General features: G+C 59.3%; 25 protein-coding genes and 1 pseudogene. 2 read left to right on the top strand and 24 right to left on the bottom strand.

The genetic code is table 11. The annotated features are described in order from the left end of the window. Positions 1–8 precede the first annotated feature (8 nt). The 4 genes from AC1DUP_RS02340 to AC1DUP_RS02325 form a co-directional block, all read right to left on the bottom strand. Entirely contained in the window at positions 9–2,225 is a 2,217-nt protein-coding gene (locus AC1DUP_RS02340) for an adenylate/guanylate cyclase domain-containing protein (RefSeq protein WP_477831982.1), read from the bottom strand. 199 nt (positions 2,226–2,424) lie between these two features. Next, positions 2,425–2,571: a hypothetical protein gene (locus tag AC1DUP_RS02335; RefSeq protein WP_477831981.1), complete on the bottom strand. Its 147-nt coding sequence runs from the start codon at positions 2,569–2,571 to the stop codon at positions 2,425–2,427. A 92-nt stretch (positions 2,572–2,663) separates the two neighbouring features. Continuing rightward, on the bottom strand, positions 2,664–4,007 hold the full coding sequence (locus AC1DUP_RS02330) for an O-antigen ligase family protein (protein WP_477831980.1): 1,344 nt from the start codon (positions 4,005–4,007) through the stop codon (positions 2,664–2,666). Further along, complete coding sequence (locus AC1DUP_RS02325; protein ID WP_477831979.1) at positions 4,001–4,630, bottom strand: glycosyltransferase family 25 protein; 630 nt, start codon at positions 4,628–4,630, stop codon at positions 4,001–4,003. Before AC1DUP_RS02325 ends, AC1DUP_RS02330 begins: the two co-directional genes overlap by 7 nt. Positions 4,631–4,966: 336 nt before the next feature. On the opposite strand from AC1DUP_RS02325, the gene AC1DUP_RS02320 reads away from it, so the two are divergent. Continuing rightward, the gene (locus AC1DUP_RS02320; protein ID WP_477831978.1) at positions 4,967–5,710 is read left to right on the top strand and encodes an SIMPL domain-containing protein; all 744 of its coding nucleotides are present in this window, start codon (positions 4,967–4,969) and stop codon (positions 5,708–5,710) included. A gap of 211 nt (positions 5,711–5,921) precedes the next feature. On the opposite strand, the gene AC1DUP_RS02315 is transcribed toward AC1DUP_RS02320, so the two are convergent. The 8 genes and pseudogenes from AC1DUP_RS02315 to AC1DUP_RS02280 form a co-directional block, all read right to left on the bottom strand. Further along, a complete protein-coding gene (locus tag AC1DUP_RS02315; protein ID WP_113300025.1) occupies positions 5,922–6,293 on the bottom strand; it encodes a hypothetical protein in 372 nt (123 codons plus the stop codon). 183 nt (positions 6,294–6,476) lie between these two features. Further along, positions 6,477–6,782, bottom strand: a complete 306-nt coding sequence (locus AC1DUP_RS02310; RefSeq protein WP_477831977.1) for a hypothetical protein — start codon at positions 6,780–6,782, stop codon at positions 6,477–6,479. A gap of 166 nt (positions 6,783–6,948) precedes the next feature. Next, entirely contained in the window at positions 6,949–7,371 is a 423-nt protein-coding gene (locus AC1DUP_RS02305) for a secondary thiamine-phosphate synthase enzyme YjbQ (protein WP_477831976.1), read from the bottom strand. A 73-nt stretch (positions 7,372–7,444) separates the two neighbouring features. Then, the gene (locus AC1DUP_RS02300) at positions 7,445–7,798 is read right to left on the bottom strand and encodes a DUF1428 family protein (RefSeq protein ID WP_113300022.1); all 354 of its coding nucleotides are present in this window, start codon (positions 7,796–7,798) and stop codon (positions 7,445–7,447) included. A gap of 106 nt (positions 7,799–7,904) precedes the next feature. After that, positions 7,905–9,128 (bottom strand): MFS transporter, encoded by a 1,224-nt coding sequence (locus AC1DUP_RS02295; protein WP_113311776.1) that lies wholly within the window; start codon positions 9,126–9,128, stop codon positions 7,905–7,907. Between the two features lie 123 nt (positions 9,129–9,251). Beyond that, entirely contained in the window at positions 9,252–9,908 is a 657-nt protein-coding gene (locus AC1DUP_RS02290) for a hypothetical protein (RefSeq protein WP_113510569.1), read from the bottom strand. Between the two features lie 137 nt (positions 9,909–10,045). Then, positions 10,046–10,443, bottom strand: a pseudogene (locus AC1DUP_RS02285) (DUF427 domain-containing protein). A 225-nt stretch (positions 10,444–10,668) separates the two neighbouring features. Further along, the gene (locus AC1DUP_RS02280) at positions 10,669–11,604 is read right to left on the bottom strand and encodes a phytanoyl-CoA dioxygenase family protein (RefSeq protein WP_477831975.1); all 936 of its coding nucleotides are present in this window, start codon (positions 11,602–11,604) and stop codon (positions 10,669–10,671) included. A gap of 136 nt (positions 11,605–11,740) precedes the next feature. Here AC1DUP_RS02280 and AC1DUP_RS02275 point away from each other — a divergent pair, with 136 nt between their 5' ends. Then, positions 11,741–12,604 (top strand): helix-turn-helix domain-containing protein, encoded by an 864-nt coding sequence (locus tag AC1DUP_RS02275; RefSeq protein WP_477831974.1) that lies wholly within the window; start codon positions 11,741–11,743, stop codon positions 12,602–12,604. On the opposite strand, the gene AC1DUP_RS02270 is transcribed toward AC1DUP_RS02275, so the two are convergent. The 12 genes from AC1DUP_RS02270 to AC1DUP_RS02215 form a co-directional block, all read right to left on the bottom strand. Then, positions 12,601–13,488, bottom strand: coding sequence for a DMT family transporter (locus AC1DUP_RS02270; protein ID WP_477831973.1), 888 nt, complete (start codon positions 13,486–13,488; stop codon positions 12,601–12,603). The two genes, AC1DUP_RS02275 and AC1DUP_RS02270, sit on opposite strands and share 4 nt — an antisense overlap. A gap of 71 nt (positions 13,489–13,559) precedes the next feature. After that, positions 13,560–14,360 carry an AraC family transcriptional regulator gene (locus tag AC1DUP_RS02265; RefSeq protein ID WP_477831972.1) on the bottom strand — a complete coding sequence of 267 codons (801 nt, stop codon included), beginning with the start codon at positions 14,358–14,360 and terminating at the stop codon, positions 13,560–13,562. Positions 14,361–14,413: 53 nt separating this feature from the next. Continuing rightward, on the bottom strand, positions 14,414–15,211 hold the full coding sequence (locus AC1DUP_RS02260) for an APH(3')-II family aminoglycoside O-phosphotransferase (RefSeq protein ID WP_477831971.1): 798 nt from the start codon (positions 15,209–15,211) through the stop codon (positions 14,414–14,416). Between the two features lie 49 nt (positions 15,212–15,260). Continuing rightward, positions 15,261–15,422 carry a hypothetical protein gene (locus tag AC1DUP_RS02255; RefSeq protein ID WP_477831970.1) on the bottom strand — a complete coding sequence of 54 codons (162 nt, stop codon included), beginning with the start codon at positions 15,420–15,422 and terminating at the stop codon, positions 15,261–15,263. Positions 15,423–15,526: 104 nt separating this feature from the next. Next, positions 15,527–16,636, bottom strand: a complete 1,110-nt coding sequence (locus AC1DUP_RS02250) for a DUF930 domain-containing protein (RefSeq protein WP_477831969.1) — start codon at positions 16,634–16,636, stop codon at positions 15,527–15,529. A gap of 34 nt (positions 16,637–16,670) precedes the next feature. After that, positions 16,671–17,408, bottom strand: a complete 738-nt coding sequence (locus AC1DUP_RS02245; RefSeq protein ID WP_477831968.1) for a DUF930 domain-containing protein — start codon at positions 17,406–17,408, stop codon at positions 16,671–16,673. 108 nt (positions 17,409–17,516) lie between these two features. Next, positions 17,517–17,810 (bottom strand): GYD domain-containing protein, encoded by a 294-nt coding sequence (locus tag AC1DUP_RS02240; protein WP_113297635.1) that lies wholly within the window; start codon positions 17,808–17,810, stop codon positions 17,517–17,519. 276 nt (positions 17,811–18,086) lie between these two features. After that, positions 18,087–20,141, bottom strand: coding sequence for an RNA polymerase sigma factor RpoD (rpoD, locus tag AC1DUP_RS02235; RefSeq protein WP_113297634.1), 2,055 nt, complete (start codon positions 20,139–20,141; stop codon positions 18,087–18,089). Between the two features lie 445 nt (positions 20,142–20,586). Further along, positions 20,587–20,934, bottom strand: coding sequence for a GFA family protein (locus AC1DUP_RS02230; protein ID WP_477831967.1), 348 nt, complete (start codon positions 20,932–20,934; stop codon positions 20,587–20,589). A 10-nt stretch (positions 20,935–20,944) separates the two neighbouring features. Beyond that, positions 20,945–21,982, bottom strand: a complete 1,038-nt coding sequence (gene tdh, locus AC1DUP_RS02225) for an L-threonine 3-dehydrogenase (protein WP_113297632.1) — start codon at positions 21,980–21,982, stop codon at positions 20,945–20,947. Positions 21,983–22,003: 21 nt separating this feature from the next. After that, on the bottom strand, positions 22,004–23,191 hold the full coding sequence (locus AC1DUP_RS02220; RefSeq protein WP_477831966.1) for a glycine C-acetyltransferase: 1,188 nt from the start codon (positions 23,189–23,191) through the stop codon (positions 22,004–22,006). Between the two features lie 66 nt (positions 23,192–23,257). Continuing rightward, positions 23,258–23,986 carry a class I SAM-dependent methyltransferase gene (locus AC1DUP_RS02215; protein ID WP_477831965.1) on the bottom strand — a complete coding sequence of 243 codons (729 nt, stop codon included), beginning with the start codon at positions 23,984–23,986 and terminating at the stop codon, positions 23,258–23,260. Positions 23,987–24,077 lie beyond the last annotated feature (91 nt).

Below are 24,077 nucleotides of genomic sequence, written 5' to 3'. Positions count from 1 at the left end.
CATCGCCATCAGCGGGCGATGGAGAAGAATTTCAGAGCCTGCGGCGTGACATGCACATATGTCGCGCCGGGCTCGTCGGGAGCGCGGTTGCGATAAACGCTGCCGCAGACCATCCGGTCCAGGAAATAGCCTGAGAACTTCTCACAGAGCCAGTCGCCCTGAATTTCGACCGTGCCTGTTATGTTCGTATTGGCGCTGCGATAAGCGGTGTTGCCGGCCTTGTCGAAGAACTGCACGAACTGCGTGCCGTTGCGGTGTTTGCCGCTCCAGGTCTTGTCGCTGATGAGATCCTGCAACTGATCGCCGGTGACCTGATCGCCTTTCTCGCCCTGAAATCCGAAAGGCCAATCAGGAATTCCGGCCTTCTGCAGCCGGCTCAGATGCTTGTTCAAATCGTCCTTGCGCCAGTAGTCGTAGAGATAGCTGTAATAGGTCAGATTGCTTTCGGGAAAGAGCTCCAGCAGCCTCGTCTTCTCCTGCAGGCTGCGTTTCTTATCGCCGTCATCGATATAGGCTGCCGTCAGGAATTCGCGTGCGGCCTCCGCATTGGGCAAGGCGTTGCGGGCTGCCTCCATCAGCGAGATCGCCCGGTCTTCGTCTCCGACGATGTAGAAAACGATACCCGCCAACAACTGGAAGCCGGGCGATGGCGACGGATCGAAGCGCAGCGCCTTTTCCATTTCGCTGATCGCCTGACCATGATTGCCGATATGAGCGAGCACGAGGGCCAGATTGCCATAGGCTTCGGCGTCGCTCGGCTGCGCCTGCACGGCACGGTTCGCCGATATCAGTGCCTCCGTCTGGCGGCCATCGACCAGTTGCAGGAGTGCCAGCACGGTATGCGCTCGCGCATTGTTTGGATCGATCTTCAATGCCTGCCCTGCCGCATCATAGGCGATTTTGCGGGCGACGGCTGCCGACCAGAGGATATTGTAGTCGTTGCGCCAGACATCGACGGCGATCCGGGCAATCCCCGCATGGGCATCGGCAAAATTCGGATCGAGGTCGATTGCCTTCTGATAATAGGATAGTGCCTCGCGATAGGTCGCGACGTCCCCGTAGGTGAGACCCGCCTGCTCGGCGCGCATGTAATAATCATAGGCCTCGAGATTCTCCGTCGGGATCTGCGCCAGTTGCGTGCGTTCACCATCGCTGAGCCTGATGGCAAGAGCCGCGATGATCTTGCTGATGACATCATCCTGCACCGCGAAGAGGTCGACATATTCACGATCGTAACGCTCGGCCCAGAGGGAAAGCCCGGTCAGCGCATCGATCAGTTTGACATTGATGCGCAGTCGTGCGCCGGCGCGCTGCAACGTCCCCTCAAGCACATAGTGAACACCGAGTTCGGCCGCCACATCCTGTATTTTGCCGCTGTTGTCGCGCACCGCGAAGACGGAATGTCGCGCGATGACGAAGAGGCCGGAGACTTTCGAGAGTTCCGTAATCAGATCGTCGGTCAGGCCTTCGGCAAGATGATCGTGCTCCACGTCGCCGCTGACATTGATGAACGGCAGCACCGCAACAGAGGGCTTGTCCGGTAAAGGATAGGCAAAGCGCTCGGTAAGCGATGGGGCCTCAAGCAGCGCCCACGGCTGCCACCACAGCGCCGCTCCCGCCAGAATGAGAAGGACGGCAGCAGCTGATATCACCGCGACGCGCCAACGGCCAAGATATCGGCGAGCGTTGGCGGCTCTGTTGGGTGCCGCTGGACCGAGCACGACACGATAGACCCGCACGGGCTCGGCGATGTTTTTGACCCTTTGCTCGCCGAGCGAGACAAAACCAACGTCAAGCTTCGATTTCACCTGGTCGTAGGCTGGGCCGGAGATCGCAATTCCGCCGGGTTCGGCGAGCGACTGCATGCGGTCAGCGAGGTTGACCCCATCGCCGTGAATATCGTCACCCTCGACGATGATGTCACCGAGATTGATACCGATGCGGAAATCCAGGCGATGATCGGTCGGGATCTCCGCATTGTGCTTTGCCTTCAGCTTCTGCACGTCCACTGCACAGCGCATGGCATCGACGACGCTGTGAAATTCGACCAGCAGCCCGTCGCCCATGGTCTTGACCAGCCGTCCGCTATGCTCAGCTATCGAAGGCTCGACAATCTCTCTCAGGTTCGCCTGGAAACGAAGACGCGTCCCCTCCTCGTCGACCTGGCTTAAACGGCCATAGCCCACAACATCGGCAATCAGGATGGCTGCAAGGCGGCGCTCCATGTCAGTCTCTTCCCCCGAAAGGACGACAGCGGCATCTTACAGCACCGCTATGGCCGATACCATCGCGGCCGTCGATCGAACCTCGGACGCCTTATGCAGACCGCGATCCCTTCCGTGTCATGTCACTGTCATATTCTGCATAGGTGGCATGCCAAAATGCTCATTGCTACGGCATGCTGCGCAAATTATATGCTGCCGGCTAACAAAAATAAGAAAAAGCGAGCTTGCTATGCACTTGATTTTCAAACGCCGCAAAAGCGGTCTTATAAGACGGATCGTCAATGGCTTCGATTCCGCCCAGCAGCGCTATCGTGATGCGCGCGAGGCAAGGAAGACTGCGATCCATCCTTCGTTTCTGGACGATTTCGGTATGTGACAACGCGGGCGCTCCAGCCTAGGAGCGCTCGGCAACCCTTTGGGCCGGGTTCCATCGCCCTTTCAGGCAGCCTTCTGATCACGAGATACCATGCCGGTGTCCTGCCTGATCTCTTCCTTCTTCAACATGATCCCGCAGGCAAACGCGGCGGCGGCGAACACGAAGAAAAACGATTCGCCGATTGCCAGCCGGTTGTTGGAGTTGGACAGGATCGTTCCAAGGAAGAATAGCGTCACCATGCTATAGGCCAGTAGTGCGCTGAGGCTGATCAGCCTGGCTCTCCATGCGGCAAAAACCCGGCTGTACATGCCTGCTGCCAATATGGCGAAAACGACAATGCCGAACAGCCCGTGGCGGACAAGCATCTCGAAGTAGCCGTTATGGAGCAGCGTATAGGGCACGTCGGCATAGGTGGTCGAACTCCAGAGCGTCAGCCAGTGGTTGCCGGCACCAAAGAAAGGCGCCTGAGCTATCACTTCCGAAGCATTCGCCCAGAGCTGCAGCCGTTCACTCATCGACTCCGGCGTATCTTTTGACGCGATCGCAGCAGCGACAGCATCCCATGCGCCATGCGCAGAGATTTCGGTCTCGATCCGTGCGGTGGCCTCATAGGTCGGGCCGGCAAACTTCCAGATGTCATCGCCGCCGACAAAAAGCGCTGCTGCAATGAGAGCGACGACGACCGCCCCTACCAAGGCGGCCCGGCGTCTGTTTGCGTAAAGGAGCAGCGAGGCCAGCATGAGCGGTCCGACGAGGACGAGGCTCAGCCAGACGCCCTTCGCCTTGGAGCCATAAATATTGAAAAGGCAGAGTGCGATGATGAGGGTCGCGACGGCAACAATCCAGCTGCCGGAACGGCGCGCGAGCTTGCCGGTCTCCCAGGCGTGCAACAGCCAGTAGAAGGCGCCGATCATCAGGAAACCGCAGCCGATCGCGCCATGGATCAGGTTGTTATGGAAGAGCGGCGAAATACGCGCGTCGCCTTCAAGTATCAGCCGGTAGTCGGTGGAGATCAACAGGGCAGCAAGTGCAGCCGGGAAATAGATGGCAAAGACCGTTTCGACCTGTTTGCGGCTGGAATAAAGCGCGATGCCCACCGCCGGAAAAAACAGCGGGAAGGCGTAGAGCCAGTCGGACGCCCCCTTTTCACCGTAAACGATCAGGCCGAAGAGAAAGCGCAGCAGTGCGTAAGCACCCCAGGCAAGGCAGGCGTTCGCCAGCCAGTCACTCTTCAGCAGATTAAAATTCGGCTTGAACCGGACAAAGGTCGTCCCGATCAGCAGCAGCGCCGCGTAGCGATAGGTATCGCTTTCCACAATGGGAGCCGAAATCAATAGCAGCCATAGGAGGACAAGGACGGGCTTGAGGCGGGAGGGCGTGGCAATCGGCTCTTCGCTCGCTACCATAGAGAATATTGTACCCTTCTAGCATAATCAGCGGCGCGAAGCAGATGCGTGACCGAGCGGCGTATTCCCTTGAATTTCTGCCGTCTGTAGTCGAGCTTCGTCGCAATCGCCGTCTCGTGGCTGTTCGGCCCTAGCTCTATCAGATTGTTCTTGACCGTAAAGGTATTAACCTCGGTCGACCAGCCGCGCTCTAATGCCACATCGAAGGGATAGACCATGATGGCCATGGTCCGCAGAAGCTTCTCTGCGCCGGATCGGGTGACCAGATAGCAGGCGGCCGAACCTTGCGGCCCGTGGACGCAGCGGCCTATGACATCCCCGAATTTCGTCGTCGTCTTCTGCATGAAGCCTTTGGACCGGTGGTTCAGAAGCTTGACCAGTTCGGCTTTCGGAATCGCGGCAAGTACGGCCTCTGCACGTTCTATGAGATCGGCTTGCAGCTCGACGTCGTCTTCCATGATGATCGCCGCATCATTGCTGCTGTCGAGAAACTCGGTGAGCGCCTTGACATGGCTGCGATAGCAGCCGTGCTCGCCTGGCAGATAGTTCCTGCCGTTGCGAAGAAGGAATTGCCGCTTGTTGATGTCAGCCTTGTCGTGTGGCTGGATCTGCGCGCCATCCACTCCGGATATCCTGGCGACTCCGAGCGCCAGCGAATTGGCCTTCCGCGAAAGCCTTCCCACCGGGTAATGGAACGGTTCAGATTGATGACATAAGCACCGATTTTCATAAAGGCGAAACTTCAGCATGAGATAGAAACGCGGTTCTTTATAAGTCGAGGCTTAACCGCGGGCAACAGGCCACACGCCGCTTTACCTACCATGCGTTGATTGCCCCATACACCCATTAGTCGAAAATACTTCTCACAGTAAAGCAATTCTCATATCGGTTTCTGCCGTAATAGCTTCACAATCCGCAGACACAAAGCTCGCAGGGACGCAAACAGCCGAGGAACAAACATGGCGCCGAACTATACCAAGACTGCCCTTCTGACAGCCTTTCTGAGCCTGCCGCTCGCGGCATCCGCTCCGCTTCTGGCGCAGGAGAATCGGCCGCGCGAAGCGGTCATCAACGTATCCGCAGAAGGCGAATCGGCATTGGCTCCCGATATGGCCGTCGTCAATCTTGCCGTGGTCAAACAGGCAAAGACTGCTCGTGAAGCGCTCGACGAGAACAACAAGGCGATGAGCGAGGTGCTGGCAGCGCTGAAGAAGAGCGGCATTGCCGAGCGCGACCTGCAGACCTCGGGCTTTTCGATCCAGCCGCAATATAATTACCCGCAGCCGGTCGATAACCAGCCGCAGCCGCCGCAGTTGATCGGCTACCAGACCAGCAATTCGGTCACCGTTCGCGTCCGCGACCTGTCCAAACTGGGCGAGATCATCGACCAGTCTGTCACTCTCGGCATCAATCAGGGCGGCGATATCCAGTTCACCAACGACAAGCCTGAAGCGGCCTTGGAGGCAGCTCGCAAGAACGCTGTCGCCAACGCGATCACGAAGGCGAAGACACTGAGCGAAGCCGCCGGCGTGAAAGTCGGTCGCGTCATCGAGATCACCGAGAATGTCCTGCGCCCGATGCCACAGCCGGTCTACCGCGCTGCGATGATGAAGGAAGCCTCCGATGCCGCTGCCGTTCCGGTCCAGGGCGGCGAGAACAGCTACAATGTCACCGTCAGCATGACTTTCGCAATCGAGCAGTAAAACCCCACAGGGCGCTTCGGCGCCCTGCCCCCGACGGAAAAACCACTCAAAAGAAAACCGCCCTTGCTGTCTGCAAGGGCGGTTTTTTATACGGTGGACGATCGCGCCCTGGAGCGCCGTGGCCCATTAGAACTAAGGACGCTCTAAGTCTTTGAATCGGCGCATCAGGCGTTCCGACATCGATTCCAATTTTCAGACCGATGCTGTGGTATCAGCGGCGCATGAGCGGGCAACCGCGAACGTTGCCGAAGGTCATCTGGTCGGGGCCGCGACGGCTCCAGCCCTGCACGACGATACGGCGAGGCGAGACATCGACGACGCGGGTGCGGCGCAGGCCGTAATCCTCGGCGATGTTTTCCGCCATGCGCGGATCGCAGCCGCCACGCGGCGGACGGCCGTAGCCTGGCGGACGACCGTATCCCGGCGGTGGCGGTGGCGGGCGGCGCCAATCCGGCGGGGGCGGACGACGGTCCGGTTCGCCGATAATGATATTCACCTGTGCTGCAGCCGGCGCAACGGTGCCGGCCAGCGCAGCAGCGGAAAGAAGGGCAGCAAGCCCCGCTTTCGCCAGAAACTGCATCATGAAAAAGATCCTCGTGGTTGATAGCCGTGCGGGCAACTGCCGGAGCCTGTTTCGGAATCACTTACATACAGTTCCGAGAAAAGACGGTCGAAGGTGTCGCGGTCAAGGCAAAATGGGTCGAGCCTAAGTTTTCCGGGTCCAAGTCTTACCGGCCCCAAGTCTTCCTGGCTCTGGCCGAACGAATTAGCGATACATGAGCGGGCAGCCGCGCACATTGGCGAAGGTTATGCGGTCCCAGCCACGGCGATCGCGGCCGGCAACGACGACCCGGCGCGGCGTGATGTTGGAAATGCGTACGTCGCGCAGGCCGGAATAGCGGGCCTTGCGGATGGCCTCCATCGGCGAGCAGCCGCGAACCGGCGGGCGATGGTACTGCGCCTTGACGACGAGATCCGTCTGGGGCGCGGCGAAAGCAACGGAGCCGGCAAACGGGATGGAGCTCAGGGCGAGCAGTACGGCAAGCGAAGCCTTGGCAAGGAAATGCGACATCGGGTTGTCTCCTCGTGATGTGTCCTCGATCTCCCTTTTGGGATTGTTTCGAGACTAAACGCATGAAGCTGAATGCCGTTCGAACTGCCCATTCAGTCAGCGTTCACAAGGGTTAATGGCGTTAGAGCAACTCCAGCAAAAGTGTGCAGCGGGATTGCGTGATTAATTATGAGCTGAGATGCAGCACCACCTCGCGCCGGTGCGACCGGTCGCGATGTTCGAAAAGATAGATGCCCTGCCAGGTGCCGAGCACCAGCCGGCTGTTGCCGACGGGAATACCGATCGAAACCTGCGTCAGTGCCGCCTTGATATGGGCGGGCATGTCGTCTGGTCCCTCTGTCGTATGAACGACCCACCGCATCGACGGATCGGAAGATGGCGGCACGAGGCGGCGGAAGAAGCTGTTGAGGTCCGTCTTCACGTCGGGATCGGCATTTTCCTGGATGAGCAGCGAACAGGAGGCGTGGCGCACGAAGACCGTCAGCAGGCCCTCCAGCATACCGGAATGACGCACGAAGGCATTGGCCTGATCGGTGAATTCGTAGAGACCCTGGCCGCGGGTGGAAAGCGTAAGGATGGTCTGGGGCAAGGCGGTCTCCGTCGCAGATTGTCTCCGCGAGGTGGCGCGCCTTGCCTCTGAAGTCAATGGAGATGGGCCGAAACTAAAGCCGCAGCAACTCCTCGAAGCCGCCATAGATCATCCGCTTGCCGTCAAACGGCATTTTCCATTTGTCGCTGGAAAGGCGCGGATCGGCCATGACCTTGCTATTGATCTCGTCGCGATGCTGTCTGGATTTGTAGCGAATCCAGGAAAAGACGACCACCTCGTCATCCGCAGCCATGACAGCCCGTGGAAACGAGGTCAATTCGCCATAAGGCACGTCATTGCCGAGGCATTCGACATATTCGAGCGCGCCGTATTCCTTCCAGATCGATCCGGCGTGGGCAGAGAATTCCTTGTACGCATCGACATTCTCGCGGGGAACGGCGACGATGAAACCATCAACATAGGACATTGCACTTCTCCTCTTGCGTTAACGTCCGAAGGACGTGCGACGCCGGCCACATCCGACATTACCGCGTCAACTAATGCCTGCGGCCGATGCGGCTAGGAGATGAGAGCTAACCCTGAAGCGTCTTCACCTTGAGGAGATCAGGGAAGAATCGCGTCCACATGAGCACGACTGCGATTGTGCCTACCCCGCCGACAATACCGGCCGCGACCGGGCCAAGCACGCCGGCAAGCATGCCGGATTCGAATTCGCCGAGCTGGTTCGAGGTACCGATGAAGAGCGAATTCACCGCATTGACGCGCCCGCGCATTTCATCCGGCGTCAGAAGCTGCACCAGCGAGCTGCGAACGACGACGCTCACGGTGTCCGAGGCTCCGACGACGAACAGTGCGACGACGGAAAGCGCAACGTTGGTGGACAGTGCAAAGACGATGGTGGCCACGCCAAACACCGCGACTGCCAGCAACATCTTGCGACCGACATCCGATGTCAGCGGCCGCCGTGCAAGCACGATCGACATGGCAAGCGCACCGATCGCTGGTGCCGCGCGCAGCATACCGAGCCCCCATGGGCCGGCATGCAGGATATCACTGGCAAACATCGGCAGCAGCGCTGTGGCGCCGCCAAGCAGAACAGCGAAAAGATCGAGCGAGATGGTGCCGAGCATCACCGGCCGGCTGCGGATGAAGGAAACCCCGGCGAAGACGGACGACACGGTCACCGGCTCGCGTTTCGAAGGCGTCCACTCCATGCGAATGGAAATCACGTTGAAGCTTGCCACGGCGAAAAGGACGGCCGAGATCGCAAAGGGTGCTATGGGACTGACGCCATAGAGAAGACCGCCGAGCGACGGACCGATGATCAGAGCCGTCTGCATCATCGAGGTCGAGGTGGCAACCGCTCGCTGTAGCATCGAGGCCGGTACGATACTGGGCAAAAGGGCGGCCATAGTCGGCCTTTCAAAGGCGACAACTGCACCCATGATGGTGACCGCAACAAGCATTCCGACAGGCGAAAGCCACTGCTGCCAGGTCGCGATCGCCAGCACCAGCGAGGTAATCGCTTCGATAAGCTGGCAGGCAAGTCCAATCCGTCGGCGGTCGAACCGATCGGCGACATGGCCCACGACGAAGGTTAGCACTGCCATCGGCAGAAACTGGCAGAGGCCGACGAGCGCAAGCGCGAAGGCGCTATGAGTCTGTTCGTAAATCATCCATCCCATGGCGATCGCCACGGCCTGAAAGGAAAGCGAGGAGAAAACGCGGGAGGCGGCGAAGTTCAGATAGCCGGGATGGCGCAGAACGCTTTCCCGCTTGTCCACTGGTATGTCCATTGTTCAGTCACCGGCCTGCGGGCAAGCCACAGGCGCTTATAGGAATCTTATAAGAACGGAACGGTGTTCTGCTTGAAAATGATTTATGTCAATCGGAATAAGCTCCGGCGTGCAATTGCCGCATCACCTTGGGGGTGGACAGCAGCCGACCATCTGGCACGCGGCGGTATGGATCTGGTCCCGCATGTCGAGCAGCCACATGGTCTCCTCCATGACATCAAGGATTGCCGTACGCAAATCCGGATCGACAAGAGCGAGCAGTTCGTTCTGCGAACTGCCTGTCGTCTCCGTGCCAATGAGAAGCTGCCTCATCTGCTCGACAGAGGGAGTGCTGGAGATCTCCACCCTATCGAGAATGTCGGGAGACGGAATGCCCATCCAGGCAAGCGACGAAGCAACGAGCAGTTTGCAGAGCGCTCGGCAGAGCGGGAAGGACAGTTCCGCCGATGTGTCGACGATCTTTCTCTTGAAGCAGGCGATCGTCGCCCGGACCTTGCTGTTGACGGCCGCAAACATGCCGACGGCGATCCTGCGGTTGGCTTCGACCGGTCTCAATATATAAACACGCTGACGCCTCTGCAGTGAGGCTGCGGCGCTGTTTGCCTCGTCGAAACCCTGAACAAGAAAATCGCCCCTTCCTGCCAGTATTTCCAGAAGGATCAGAATATATCCGTCGCCGTACGAGACATCGAATTCAAAATTGAACGAACCATCGCCGATGCTCTCTACGATGCGGATATCCAATGCTTCGGAGCGAAGCTCCACTTGATCCAGTTTCATGGCCCCCAGCCTGCATGATACGCGCGCCCAGCGAGAATACTTCAACCTGAGGAGGCTTCATATTAATCCATTACGCTTAGCATGCGGGACTACTTGCGCCGGCCGCGATAGATCAGAAGTGGAAGTCAAGTTATCCCTTAGAACTGTCCCGCTTCCGGCGATGGCAGCTCTTCGATGGAATCGACCCTATCGGGGTAGAAGGCCATATAGTTCTTGATATTGGCAACGGCGGGATTGGCGTCTCATAGGTCCAGATCGCATTCTTCGAACGCTCACCGCCATCAGGAATGCTGTAGTAGGAAGCATCCCCCTTATAAGGGCAATGGCTTTCGTGGTCGGTGCGCTCCAGCAGTGACATATCCACATCCTTGCGTGGAATATACTGCACCGGCGGATAGGAAGCCTCGCGAAGCGTCAGCGCATCATGCGTATCGGCAATCACGCGGCCGCCCAGCTTGACGACGATATGGGAAGGATTGTGTTCGACGGTGATCGGGTGGTCCGGCCCGGGAATCTTGATCGGCTTGCCTGACATGGATGTCATCTCCGGATTGATATCTCTCTGAAAGAGATAGGGTAGACAAGCGGTCATCCCAAGGGGTCCGCAGCTCCCTTCTCATTCTCGGCGGATTTCATAAGCCCGTTGCTGTAGGAATGAGAGACAGCATCGGCGGTTTTATGCCGGACCGCGCGATCATGTCGCCGATGATGATGAAGAGCCGCGGAAACGTCACCTCCGCGGCTTTGATCTTCTAGCGTCTTACCAGCGGTCGAGACCGAGCAGCTTGCGGCCAAGYGGCGTCAGCTCGGCGGTCTTGGCATTATGCTTTTCCCATTCGCGCGGATCGCCGGGGAAAGCATCACGCTTCGGATGGTCGAGCTCCCGCCACAGGCGGATACGCTCGTCGCGCTCTTCCGCATTGTCGTATTCGGCCGGGTGCATGGAAATATATTGCGCCATGCGCACGCGGTTCTCCGCATGGTTCGGGCGAACGCCATGGGCGAGCAGCGAATTGAAGATCATCAGGTCACCCGGCTCCATATCGATATTCACAGTCGAAAGGCCGGTCATATCGGGATGCATCGGGTCGCGATCCTCCGGCTGCGTCTTCACCCATTCGTCGAAATGTTCGAAGAGATAGGGCACGCACTGGAAGCCGCCGACATCGCCGTCCTGCTTCTTGAGGCTCAGCACTGCCTGCACGCCGATCGGCATCGGCCGGATGGAAGTATCGACATCCCAGTGGATGAAACCGTTGGGATTGCCCTTGACCTTTTTCGGCGGGTTGAGATTGGCTCGGTCGATCGTCACCCACAGGTCTTCGCGGTCCCAGATATCGACGAAGACATCATAGACGCGCTTCTCCATCCGGTTATCCCACATGGCCTGATGATTATAGATCTCCAGCATGCCGGTATTGTTGAGCTCTTTCATCTTGTGGTCACGCCGCTGCGGCGCATACCAGGTGGAAGGATCGTTCGGATCCTTCTCGTCAAAACGCCAGAGCACCTCCGCAAGCCGCTCGACATTGGCTGCAGGAACGGCCTGACGAACGATGACATAGCCCTTCGTTGTCCAGTGCTTCCAGTCCGCTTCCGAGAGCACGCGCAGCGGCAGTCTCTTCTGGATATCCTTGAGCTGGGTGGTGACCGACGAGGCCGTCGGATGAGCGTCGCGTTTCACTGCCAGTTCCATGAGATCCTCCCATCATTATGTTCCATCCCTGTGGTTTCAGGCGATGATGAGAGTGTAGCTGCGTTGGGCGCACTATGTTGTGCAGCTTTGGCAAATTATGATACTATTCTGGCGTTAACAGCTATAAAGGCGCCTGATGAGGCCTTATCTCGAAATCCTGCCGCGACATGCCGATGCTTCCTGGAGCATGCTGAACCGGCAGCTGGATGACGCGATCCCCTTCCAGTGGCACCACCACCCCGAATTTGAGCTGACCCTGACGCTGAATTCCATCGGCCAGCGCTTCATCGGCGACCACACGGGAGAGTATGCGGACGGCGACCTGGTGCTCGTCGGCCCGAACCTGCCGCACACCTGGGTATCCCGCGCCAAATATGACGAGGCGAACCCGCATATTGCCCTCGTACTCTGGTTCCATCCGGACTGGATCCGACAGGTGACGGCAGGTGCCGTCGAGCTGCGCCCGATCGAGGCAATGCTGTCCCGCGCCGATCGGGGGCTGCAATTTTCGAGTGAAACGGCCGATGTCATACGCGGCGAGATCGAGGCAATCTTTTCAAAGCCGCCCGCCGAGCGGCTTCTTTCGCTCCTTAACATCCTCGGCCGGATTGCCGGCGACCGTCAGGCATCCATGCTGGCGAGCACGCCCGGCCAGGGCCGTGGATTACAGGAAAGCCGCGAGCGCATCGACCGGGTGCTGACCCATCTGCATGTGAACTACGCCCGTACGATCGCCCTGGAAGAACTCGCCGATATTGCGGCGCTGAGCGTCTCCGGCCTGCACCGGCTCTTTCGCCGCCACACCGGCACGACTGTCTCCGACTATCTGATCCGCATGCGCATCGGCGATGCCTGCGCCCGCCTTTCGGCCACTGGCCAACCCGTCGGCCATATCGCCGATGCCGTCGGCTATAGTTCGTTTGCCAATTTCAACAGGCAGTTCAGAGCGCAGACCGGCATGACGCCACGCCAATACCGCAACGTCTTCCGCCGCGCTTAAGCTTTGGCGGTTCGCCGCAGGCTGGCAAAGCCAAGGCCGATGACGGCTGCAAGCACGCAAGCGATGCCGAAAATCTGGTTGAGACCGATCGCTTCGCCCAGCACGAAGAAGGCGAAGATGACAGCCGAGACCGGCGCCACGGCAGTGAAAAGAGACGCCTCCGCACCGCTGACACGCTCCGCCCCCGCATACCAGAGCACGAAGCCGCCGACCGTCGGGACCAGCGCGTAATAGAGGACGGCAAGCAAAGCGGATTGTGAGCCGACACTGATATCATGATGCTCGAACAAGGCGGGCACGGCCGCGACCACGAAGCCGATCGCGGTCATCAGCGCCGACTGCGTCAACGGCGGAATGGCCGTAGCAAGCCTCTTGTTCAAGAGAATGAACAACCCCTCGCAGATGACGGCGCCGAAAATCAACGCATCGCCCACAAGAGACCCCTGCCCGGCTGCCGGCGAAAAGACGATGGAAAAAACACCTGCCGCCGCAAGCCCGATCGCCAGCAGCAGGAAACGATGTGGTCTCTCACCGAGCACGAGGATGGAGATTGCCGCAGAGACGACCGGCAGCGTGCCGATGATGACGCCTGCATTGGCTGCAGACGTCAGCGAAAGTCCTGAGATCAATAAGGTCGTATAGCCGACGCTTCCCGCCCCGGCCTGCGTCACGAGGATCAGCCAGTCCCGCCCGGAAAGCCGCGGCAGCCGCGATCCCGTCCAGCGCGCCAGGAAAAGGAAAAAAGGAAGGGCCACGGCAAAACGCAGCGCCGTCGCCGTAAACGGCGGCAGCCCCGAGGCAATGACCTTGCTGGCGATAACCGTGCTGCCGACCGTCACCATGGCCAGCGTGAGATAGATATAACCTCGAAATTCCCTGGTCATCTGCTGCTCCCTCGAAACGTCGGAAGAAAACAGCACGAGAGGTTTGGGGTCTTGAACGAAATTGCAGGGCGTCAGGAATGGCCGCGCGCATAGGCGCCGGGTGTCAGGCCATAGCGGGAAACGAAGGCACGCGTCATATGGCTCTGGTCGGCAAAGCCGCTTTCGAAAGCCACTTCCGCCAGGGGGGCACCGCTGACGATCAGCCGCCGGGCCAGATGTATGCGGGCCTGAACGAGATAGGCGTGCGGCGTAAAGCCCGTCACCCGCGCAAAGGTGCGCAGCACCTGAAACCGGCTGAGACCACTTTCCCGCGCCAGATCGGCGAGCGAAATCTCGGCCGCCGGATCGTCGTCGATCATGCTGCGGGCATGGACAATGGAGCGCGGCGTGAGTGCTGGCGCCTCCTGTATTGCCGTTTCGCGCATCGCATCGGCAATGACCGAGAGCAGTAGCTCCTCGCAGCGCATCCGTTCCTCGTCGCCGGTCACGGCAGAAAACAGTGTGCGAAACCGTTCCGCGAGTAGGCTGTCTTGAATGACAGGGCGAGGAATTTCCGACCTGCTCGTCCCGCCTTGCGAAACTTCACGCGCAAGGCCATCCATCACGGCGGGATCAAAATAGAGAATGCTCCAGGAACGCGCCTCGCCGATCGGCACACCGTCATGCACCTCATTCGGATTGACGGCGATGAGATCACCGGCCTCCGCCTCGACCATGCCGCGCCCGCTCAGAGATTTCTGCGCGCCGGAAAAGATCAGGCCAATGCCGAACTGTTCATGCGTGTGGCGCCCAAAACGATGACCTGATGTTGCCACCACGGCCTCGACGCCCGGCACGGACGAGCGCAGCATCCTGAATTGACTGGCTGCCATCGCAATCTCCCTCGCGGCCGACTGTGCCAGCCGGCGACGAGCCGGGCAAGCGATCAGAAAAATTCGTCGAGAAGCTGATAATACTCGACCCTCTCGGGATCGATGATGGAGAGCCCGTAGGCGTTGAGAAACAGCCGCACGAATTCCTCACCGAAATTATAGGAAACGCTGCGGCAGGCGAGCGCGATATCCTGATAGCGGTCGGCAACGCCAAGGCGGCAGCAGTCGATATAACCGGAAAACCGCCCATCCGCCGTCATGAGGTTCGGCAGGCAGGCATCGCCATGCGCGACGACGAGGTTTTCGGCTTCCGGCCGTAGCCGCTGCAATTCGTCGAAGAGGAAGAAGGCGCTTTTACCGAGCCGTGCCTCGTCGAAATCCGTCTCATCGACGAGACCTGCCCGCAGGCGCGCTTCGGCGGTTGCAAGGCGGTTGTCGAGACGATGATCGAAAGGGCAACTGCCGATATCGAGGCTGTGAAGGGTGCTCAGGGCGGAAGCGAGGATTTCGACGCGCTCTTCCGGCAGCAGCGTTGCGGCGGTTACGAGATCGTCTCCCGGCAACGCCGTCATCAGCAGGAAGCTGCGCTCGCCGTCGCTCTCATGGGCGACGACTTTGGGGCATGACAGGCCGCGGCCCGCAAGCCATGCGAGCCTCGCGGCCTCGTCGAACAATTCGGAAAAAGGCCCTGTCTCTTCGACCTTCAGGTAAAGCCCTGGACGCCCCTCGCCTTCAAGGCGGAAAACGCTGGCCGAGGAACGGCCAAGAGCGTCACGACGCCATTCATAACCGCCAAGATGGCTCCGGAGAGAGGCCGGAAGTCTGCCATCGTCCTGAAGCGGAACAACCATGATGACCCCTAGGGGAAGAAGCTCCATCAGGAGCTTCGGGATGGCAGGCTCAGTGGACGGTTCCGGCGGGTGCGCTTTCCAGGAGAATTTCGAGAGCTTCTTCCAGAGCAGCCACCAGAATATCGGTCAGCTCGTCTGCCTTGTTTTCGAGAAACCTCAGGCTGACAGCTTCGTCCTGGCGCTCAAAGAAGTGCTCGATCTCGTTCGACATATCATTTGTCCCTTCTCTACCGTACCATAACGGCCATGGGAAAACGATAGAGATGGTTCCTTGCGCGTGGCTTGTTCCAGGATGGGATTAACACCGCTGCTTTCTCAATCCCCGAGCCCGCGGCTTTTCCATTGGCTCCGAGGTATGGCATCCCCGACATCAAGGGCAAAGGAAACAACCTTTGTGGCATTCTCATCCACCGCGCAGCGGAAACGAACGTTGTACCACCCTTTGATCGTACGAAAGGCCCCAGCCCTGACATCGAGAACTGTCCCATTTGATAGGTCATAGGTCGGGACCAGCATAGGCCGAACACTGGGCGATGCATGGATCAGCTGTTGCTGGAGTTCGCTCGCGCAGAGCTTTCCGGCGCGCATGCCGCGTGGTACTCCCTCCATTGCTGTTCTTGCAACGGGATCGTCATCATCGTTCTGCGAAAACAAGGTCTTGGCTTCTGTTAGCTCATCCTTCACCGGCTCCGCCTTCGCTATTTCAAACAGCTTTGGTTCAGCCGGTTTCGTCTGCTCGATGCTCGTCTTGGCTTCTCCAGACAGTTCCGCAAGTGGTGCATTGCGCTCGTGGGACACATCAGCCGCCGCAGTCTCGGGCAACTTCACATCTTCAGGAACTGGCTTTGCGGGAGGCGTCTCCGTCTGTGGTTTTTCCGCTGCCGCCTCTGCTGGCGGCTGATTTGCCTGAGCATCATGGGGCGGCGCAGTCTCGGCAGGTTTCACTTCGCCCTGAGAAGAATTCCCGGTCATCGACTTTTGCGGACCAGTATCCTTGTCGCCATATTCGGCTATCGTCTGCAAAGCCGGCATAGGCATAGGCTTTGGCTGCTCCGGAGCCTTCTCAGCCGTCGGGGGTGGGGGTGGGGGTGGTGGCGGAGGTGGCGGCTCGGCCTTTGCATGCTCCTGCGGCTTCTCTTCCTCTTTCGGTTTTTCCTCCGCCTTCTTTTCCTCGGGCTTTTTTTCCTCCGGTGGCGGGACGAGCTCGACCTTCACGCTTTCGTCTTCGGCGGGTTTCGGCTGGATCTTCGGGAGGCCGAAAATGAGGAGTGCGACCAGGGGAACATGTACGAGCACCGACGCGATGACACCCCAGCGGGCCCGAGGCTCCTGGTGCTCCTTTTCGTGATCGGTATCTGCCGGCTCGACTTCTTCTTCTATCACAGCAGCGATGTGGCCTTTAAAACCGGCAGCATCAAGCCACAAATCAAAAAAACCTTGTGATCGCCAGGCCCAAAGCTCACTGGTCGGCTTCGCCGTCGTCTGCCACCAGATTGTGCTCTTGCCACTCGTCTTCCGGAATGGCATCGCCGATGGCAAAGGCGAAGGCCACCACCGCCTGGCCGGTGGGATCGACTTCGCAATTGAACCTGATGTTGAACCAGTTGCGCTTGCTTCGGAAAGCGCCACCGTCGACCTCGACGCTGTTGCCCCTCACCTTCTCCGCCTTCATGGCATAGGGCGCGACGAGATCGGGTGCCGAGCCCGGACGCAGACGGTTGATCTGCTCCAGTGCTTCGAGATTGCAGAGCTGTAGATTGCGCTCCCCGCCCGACAATGAACCGAGCATCTCACGCGCTTTCCTGCTGCGCGGGCTGGCAAGCGCCCTTTTCGAAAACAGTTCCTTCGCCTGCGTAAGCTGCAGCGGGCCCGATGTCGTCGGCCCCGGCAAAGTCGGCAATGAAGGAGGTACCTCCCTTGACGCCGTCTCCGGGGCAGCTGGTGCGGCTTCCCCCGCTGCTGCCTCAGCCTTCCCTTCGGGGCTATCCGGCGGGGCCTGGACGGCGGGCGCTGGGGGAGCGGCAATTGAAGGCGCTGTTACGACCTGGACGTCGATACTGTCTTCCGGCGGCGGCCTGACCGGCTCCACCTTCGGCAAAAAAGCAAGCAAGAACACGCCGACGACCAGATGGAATACGAGCGATGCCGGCCACGCCGGATCGAACTTTCCTCTTTGCAACAGGCCGGCATGTTCCATCGGCAGGGTAAATCCATGCTCTGGGTTCAAGGCGCAGCGACATTGCCAGCGCCGCAGAGCAACCGCAACGCCGCATCTGGCTCATCACCAGCTATCGGCCATTCTGACCTATGAGAGCGACGCGATGATGTCGCGATAATTCACTTCCGAAAATGCCTTTAGGGTTTTCGTACGCACATTGCCACCCGTGGCCAGAGAAAGCGTGAAGCGTGCCATCACGCGATCATCAGGCGCCTCGCAGGTCGCCACCATGTCGTACTCGCCCATGGTGAGATAAAACTTGTCGAAGGAACCGCCCATGCTGCCGAGCATGTTCCTTGCCGCATCCAGTCGCTTGGCAGAGTCTTTCACGTTCCGGATGCCCTGATCGGTCCAGTTTATCAGCAGAATGTAGGTGGTCATGCTGCACCTCCCGGCGGAGGCTACGATCACGCGGCGCATGATACCGCTCGCACGCCGCGACCGCTCCCTTCCCCCGCAACCGAAATTATAAGCCTGTCACCAGTGAGGGACAAGCAATGTGCAGCCATCAATCCGGCTTAGTAAAATAGCTGCGGATTAATCCGCGGCTTTCCGTTCAAAGAAAAACCCGGCCAACAGGGCTGGCCGGGTTCTGATTTCGATTGTTGTCGGAGCTTGAAACTTAGCTGTCGAGGAATGAACGCAGCTTGCGCGATCTTAGCTGTCCAGGAAGCTTCTGAGCTTCCTGGAGCGGCTCGGATGCTTGAGCTTGCGCAGCGCCTTCGCTTCGATCTGACGGATACGTTCGCGGGTAACCGAGAACTGCTGGCCGACTTCTTCGAGCGTGTGGTCCGTGTTCATGCCGATACCGAAGCGCATGCGCAGAACGCGCTCTTCGCGCGGCGTCAGCGATGCCAGAACACGTGTCGTCGTCTCGCGCAGGTTCGCCTGGATGGCGGCGTCGATCGGCAGCAGCGCATTCTTGTCTTCGATGAAATCGCCGAGATGCGAATCTTCTTCGTCGCCCACTGGGGTTTCGAGCGAGATCGGCTCCTTCGCGATCTTCAGGACCTTGCGGACCTTTTCGAGCGGCATGGCGAGCTTTTCGGCCAGTTCTTCCGGCGTCGGCTCGCGGCCGATTTCATGCAGCATCTGGCGCGAGGTACGAACGATCTTGTTGATCGTTTCGATCATGTGCACCGGAATACGGATCGTGCGGGCCTGGTCGGCGATCGAACGGGTGATCGCCTGACGGATCCACCACGTCGCATAGGTCGAGAACTTGTAACCACGGCGGTATTCGAACTTGTCGACCGCTTTCATCAGGCCGATATTGCCTTCCTGAATGAGGTCGAGGAACTGCAGACCGCGGTTCGTGTACTTCTTGGCGATGGAGATGACGAGACGAAGGTTCGCTTCGACCATTTCCTTCTTGGCGATGCGCGCTTCGCGCTCACCCTTCTGCACCATGTGCACGATGCGGCGGAATTCCGAGATCGAGATGCCGGTTTCCGTTGCGAGATTCTGGATCTCCTGGCGGATGTCGCGGATCGTCGTGTTCTCGCTCTTGGCGAATTCCTTCCAGCCGCGGGCGGCCAGATTGCCGATCGACTTCATCCAGTTCGGGTCGAGCTCGGCGCCCTGGTACTGTTCCAGGAACGAGTCACGCTTGACGCCGTAGGATTCGGCCAGACGCAGCAGGCGGCCTTCGTTGGAAACGAGGCGCTTGTTGATGTCATAGAGCTGTTCGACCAGCGCATCGATGCGGTTCTGGTTGAGCGACAGCGACTTGACGGCCTTGATCAGTTCGTCCTTGAGCTCCTTGTAGCGGCGCTCCTGGGCGGAAGACAGCGTGCCGGTGGCGGCAAGGCGCTGTTCGACCTGCTGGTCCTGCAGCTTGCGCAGCTTCTTGTAGGTCTCGGCAATGATGTCGAGCGTTTCCATGACCTGCGGGCGAAGCTCGGCTTCCATCGCGGCGAGAGAGAGGTTGGATTCGTCCTCGTCCTCTTCTTCCTCTTCCGGAGGCATGCCTTCGCCGCCGACATCGGTAATGTCGTCATCACCGGAACGCGCACGCCGCGTCTTTTCCTTTTCCTCGGCAGCCTTGCGGTCGGCCTCGATCTTCTCGGGGCTCTGGAACTGCGGGGCGGCCTTGGCTTCCGGACCGGAATAGGTTGTTTCGAGATCGATGATCTCACGCAGCAGCGTCGTGCCTTCGTTCAGTTCGTCGCGCCAGATGATGAGTGCCTGGAAGGTCAGCGGGCTCTCACAGAGGCCTGCGATCATCGTTTCGCGGCCGGCCTCGATGCGCTTTGCGATGGCGATTTCGCCTTCGCGAGACAGAAGCTCGACTGAACCCATTTCGCGCAGATACATACGCACCGGGTCGTCGGTACGGTCGGTCGGCTCTTTCTTCTTGGCGGTCGCAAGCGCGGTGCCGCTGGAAGGCGCAAGCTCCCCGCCCTCGCTCTCGTCATTATCGGAGCTGTCGTCATCGTCGCTGCTCGAAGCGCCGGCTTCCTCAGCCTCTTCGTCCTCGATGACATTGATGCCCATATCGGACAGCATCGACATCGTGTCTTCGATCTGTTCGGACGTCACTTCTTCGGAAGGCAGGACGGCGTTGAGCTCGTCCATCGTCACATAGCCGCGCTTCTTGGCGGCCTTGATCATCTTCTTGACCGCGTCATCGGAAAGATCGAGAAGAGGGCCGTCGCTTGCGCCGTCGCGTTCGACTTCCGCTTCTTCGTTCTCTTTGACCTTCGTTGCCATTTATATCGTCGCCTTCCTGACGCTATTCATACTCGCTGCGGTGAATGACCCTGTCGTGGCCTAGCACGTGCGCGCCGGCCTCGAATCACCTATACCCACCTAACGGGATGACATTTAAAGCCTGATTAACCACGATTGCCGGCATCGGACAGCAAATCTTCATTGCTATTGGATTTCCGGCCATGGTTGTGCGATCCGCCTTGACCCAGTTCACCGCTCAAGTCGAATGGTGATTCCCACAAAATTTGTTCTCGTCAAGCTTTTCCAGAAAAAAAGCCACCGAAAACCCGGAAAAAGCCTTATCCACAGGCTTTGAACCGCGCCAGCGATTGCTTCGCTTATTTAGTATGTCACCGGGGAAAGACAAGGGCGGAAAAATTCTGCACTTGACTTTGAGTGATTCCGACGCGGCAACGCCGCTGCTGCGTCGAACAAGAAAGCCGGCTTACCGCGACAGCCCGTCAAACGAATTCACCGTCAGGACAGACAGATCGAGCGCCGGAATGCAGCGCAGATTAACGGAGGCCATCTCGACGCCATTGGGCGCCGTCGCTTCCCCGAAGGGCGCGATGCCGCACTTGGCGCAGAAGCGATGCTTGATGGCATGGGTGTTGAACGTATAGGTCGACAGGTTTTCTTCCGGCACCGTCAGATGCAGCTTCTCGCGCGGCACGAAGCCGAGCAGGCCGCCGCGCCGGCGGCAGAGCGAGCAGTTGCAATCGACTGCTTCCGTAAACGTGCCTTCGACCGTAAAGGCGATATTGCCGCAGTGGCAGCTTCCCTCGTATTTCATGCCCGCCTCCTCACATCCAGTCCATCACGACCTTGCCGGAATTGCCCGAGCGCATCGCCTCGAAACCGTCGCGGAATTCGTCGATCTTGATGCGATGGGTGATGACAGGCGACAGGTCCAAGCCGCCCTGCACGAAGGCGATCATCTTGTACCAGGTCTCGAACATCTCGCGGCCATAGATGCCCTTGAGGTTCAGCATCTTGAAGATGACCTTGTTCCAGTCGATCTCGAAGCCGGCAGGCGCAATGCCGAGGATGGCGATCTTGCCGCCATTGTTCATCTTGTCGATCATGTCGCGGAAGGCCGGTGCCGCACCGGACATTTCGAGCCCCACATCGAAGCCTTCGGTCATGCCGATCGCCTTCATCACATCGGCAAGGTTTTCCTTTGAGGCGTCCACCACGTAGTCGATGCCGAGCTTGCGGGCGAGATCGAGCCGGTTCGGGTTGATGTCGGTTATGACGACTTTGCGCGCGCCGGAGCGCTTGGCGACGAGAGCGCCCATAATGCCGATCGGTCCGGCACCGGTGACCAACACGTCTTCGCCGACGAGATCGAAGGAAAGAGCCGTGTGGACGGCATTGCCGAACGGATCGAAGATCGCCGCAATCTCATCCGGAATATCATCCGGGATCGGCACGACATTGGCTTCCGGGATACAGACGAACTCACCGAACGAGCCCGGCCGGTTGACCCCGACGCCGAGCGTGTTGCGGCAAAGATGGCCCCTGCCCGCGCGGCAGTTGCGGCACTTGCCGCAGACGATATGCCCCTCGCCGGAGACACGCTCGCCGACATGGTACTTGGTGACGGACGAGCCGATTTCGGCAATCTCGCCGCAGAATTCATGGCCGACGACCATCGGCACCGGAATGGTCTTCTGCGCCCACTGGTCCCAGTTCCAGATATGCACGTCCGTGCCGCAGATCGCCGATTTCTTCACTCGGATCAGCACGTCGTTCGGGCCGACTTCCGGCACCGGCACGTTTTCCATCCAGAGGCCGACTTCGGGCTTCGCCTTGACCAGTGCCTTCATCATGTTGGACATGATCTTTTCTCCTCAAGGCCCTTAGATAACGCCGAGTTCACGGCCTGCTTCGGCAAAGACGGCAATTGCCCGCTCCACATCCGCCTTCGAATGCGCAGCCGACATCTGCGTGCGGATGCGCGCCTGATCCTTCGGCACGACGGGGAAGGAGAAGCCGACTACGTAGACGCCCTTTTTCAGCATCAGTGCCGCCATATCCTGCGCGAGCTTCGCGTCTCCCAGCATGACCGGGATGATCGCATGCCCCTCGCCTGCCAGCGTGAAGCCGAGCTTGGTCATCTCCGAGCGGAAGAGCGTCGCATTCGCCGTCAGGCGCTCGCGCAGCGCATCGCCGTTTTCGACGAGGTCGAAGACCTTCAGCGAGGCAGCGGCAATAACCGGCGCCAGCGTGTTGGAGAAGAGATAGGGGCGCGAACGCTGCCGCAGCCACTCGACGATCTCGGCCTTGGCCGAGGTATAGCCGCCGGACGCGCCGCCGAGCGCCTTGCCGAGCGTGCCGGTGATGATATCGACGCGGCCTTCGACGCCGCAATATTCCGGCGAGCCACGGCCATGTTTACCAACGAAGCCGACGGCGTGGCTGTCATCCACCATGACCATCGCGCCGTATTTCTCGGCGAGATCGCACACACCCTGCAGATTGGCAATGATGCCGTCCATGGAGAAGACGCCGTCGGTTGCGATCAGCTTGAAGCGGCGGCCTTCGGCCTTCTTCAGCTCTTCCTCAAGGGCCGCCATGTCATTGTTGGCGTAGCGGAAACGCTTGGCCTTGGAGAGGCGCACGCCGTCGATGATCGAGGCATGGTTCAGCGCGTCGGAAATGATCGCATCCTCTTCGGAGAGCAGCGTCTCGAACAGGCCGCCATTGGCATCGAAGCAGGAGGAATAGAGGATCGTGTCTTCCATGCCGAGGAAGGAGGAGATCCGCGCTTCGAGCTGCTTGTGTTCTTCCTGCGTGCCGCAGATGAAGCGCACCGAGGCCATCCCGTAGCCGTACCGGTCGAGCGCCTTCTTGCCGGCATCCGCCAGCTCTTCGTTATCGGCCAGGCCCAGATAGTTGTTGGCGCAGAAATTCAGCACCCGCTCACCGGAGGCAACGGCGATTTCGCCGGCCTGCTTGGAGGTGATGACGCGCTCGGATTTATAGAGACCGGCATCCTTGAGAGCGGCGAGTTCGCTGCGCAGATGCGAGAGGAAATTCGAGGTCATTATAGGCCCTTCTCTTGATGTTTCCCGTTGAGCGTCGGTTAGCACATCGCCATCGGCTTGTCTTGCTCAACGCTCTGCCGTGACAAGCAGAAAGGTAGGCCGGTCGAGCTCCTCGGCCCACTCAGGATGTTCGGCGAGATCCGGCTCGCTCGGCGCCCATTCCTCGACATAGCGGATGGTAAAGCCGGCAGCGATCAACGTGTTGATTGTCGTGCCGAGGCGGCGATGCTGTTTGACGACACCTTTGGCCAGCCAGTCCGTCGTCCGGCTTCCCTCGACGGCATAGCTGTCGAGCGGCCATATGCGCCGTCCCTCACTATCGGTGCTCCAGCCGGCATTGCGCGGTGCCATGAAAATCGGATGCTCGATCGTAAAGACGAAATGCGAGCCGGGAACGAGCGCCCGGTGAACCATCGCAACGAGCCGCACGAAGTTGCTGACATAGTGAAATGCAAGCGAACTATGCGCAAAATCGAACGAGGCTGCCGGCAGTTGCAGCTCTTCGAGATCGGCAATCCCATAGGTGATCGCCTCATCCCGCGTATCCGCCTTCGCCCGGGCAATCATTTTCTGCGAGATATCGAGACCGAGCACGCTTGCGGCACCGGCTGAACGGGCATACCGCGCAAACCAGCCGAAACCACAGCCGAGATCGACAACGCGCTTGCCCGTGAGATCCGGCAATTGCGCCTGAACCGCCGGCCATTCAGCAGCGCCATCAAGCCCCTCGATCGAGCGGCGCATGACGCTGTATCCGGCGAAGAACTCCGCCGTATCATAGATATTCTGGCTCATGACGATCCTCCCGAGAGCAACTGTAAGACACCCGTCATCCTCTCAAGAATATGGCATCCTGGGGTCGCAAGGCTAAAGCCTACATAGCCGC

Source organism: Rhizobium sp. 01L419, assembly GCF_056400025.1.
Note: the sequence above shows the minus strand (reverse complement) of the source record. Positions and strands in the feature narration are given on the sequence as shown.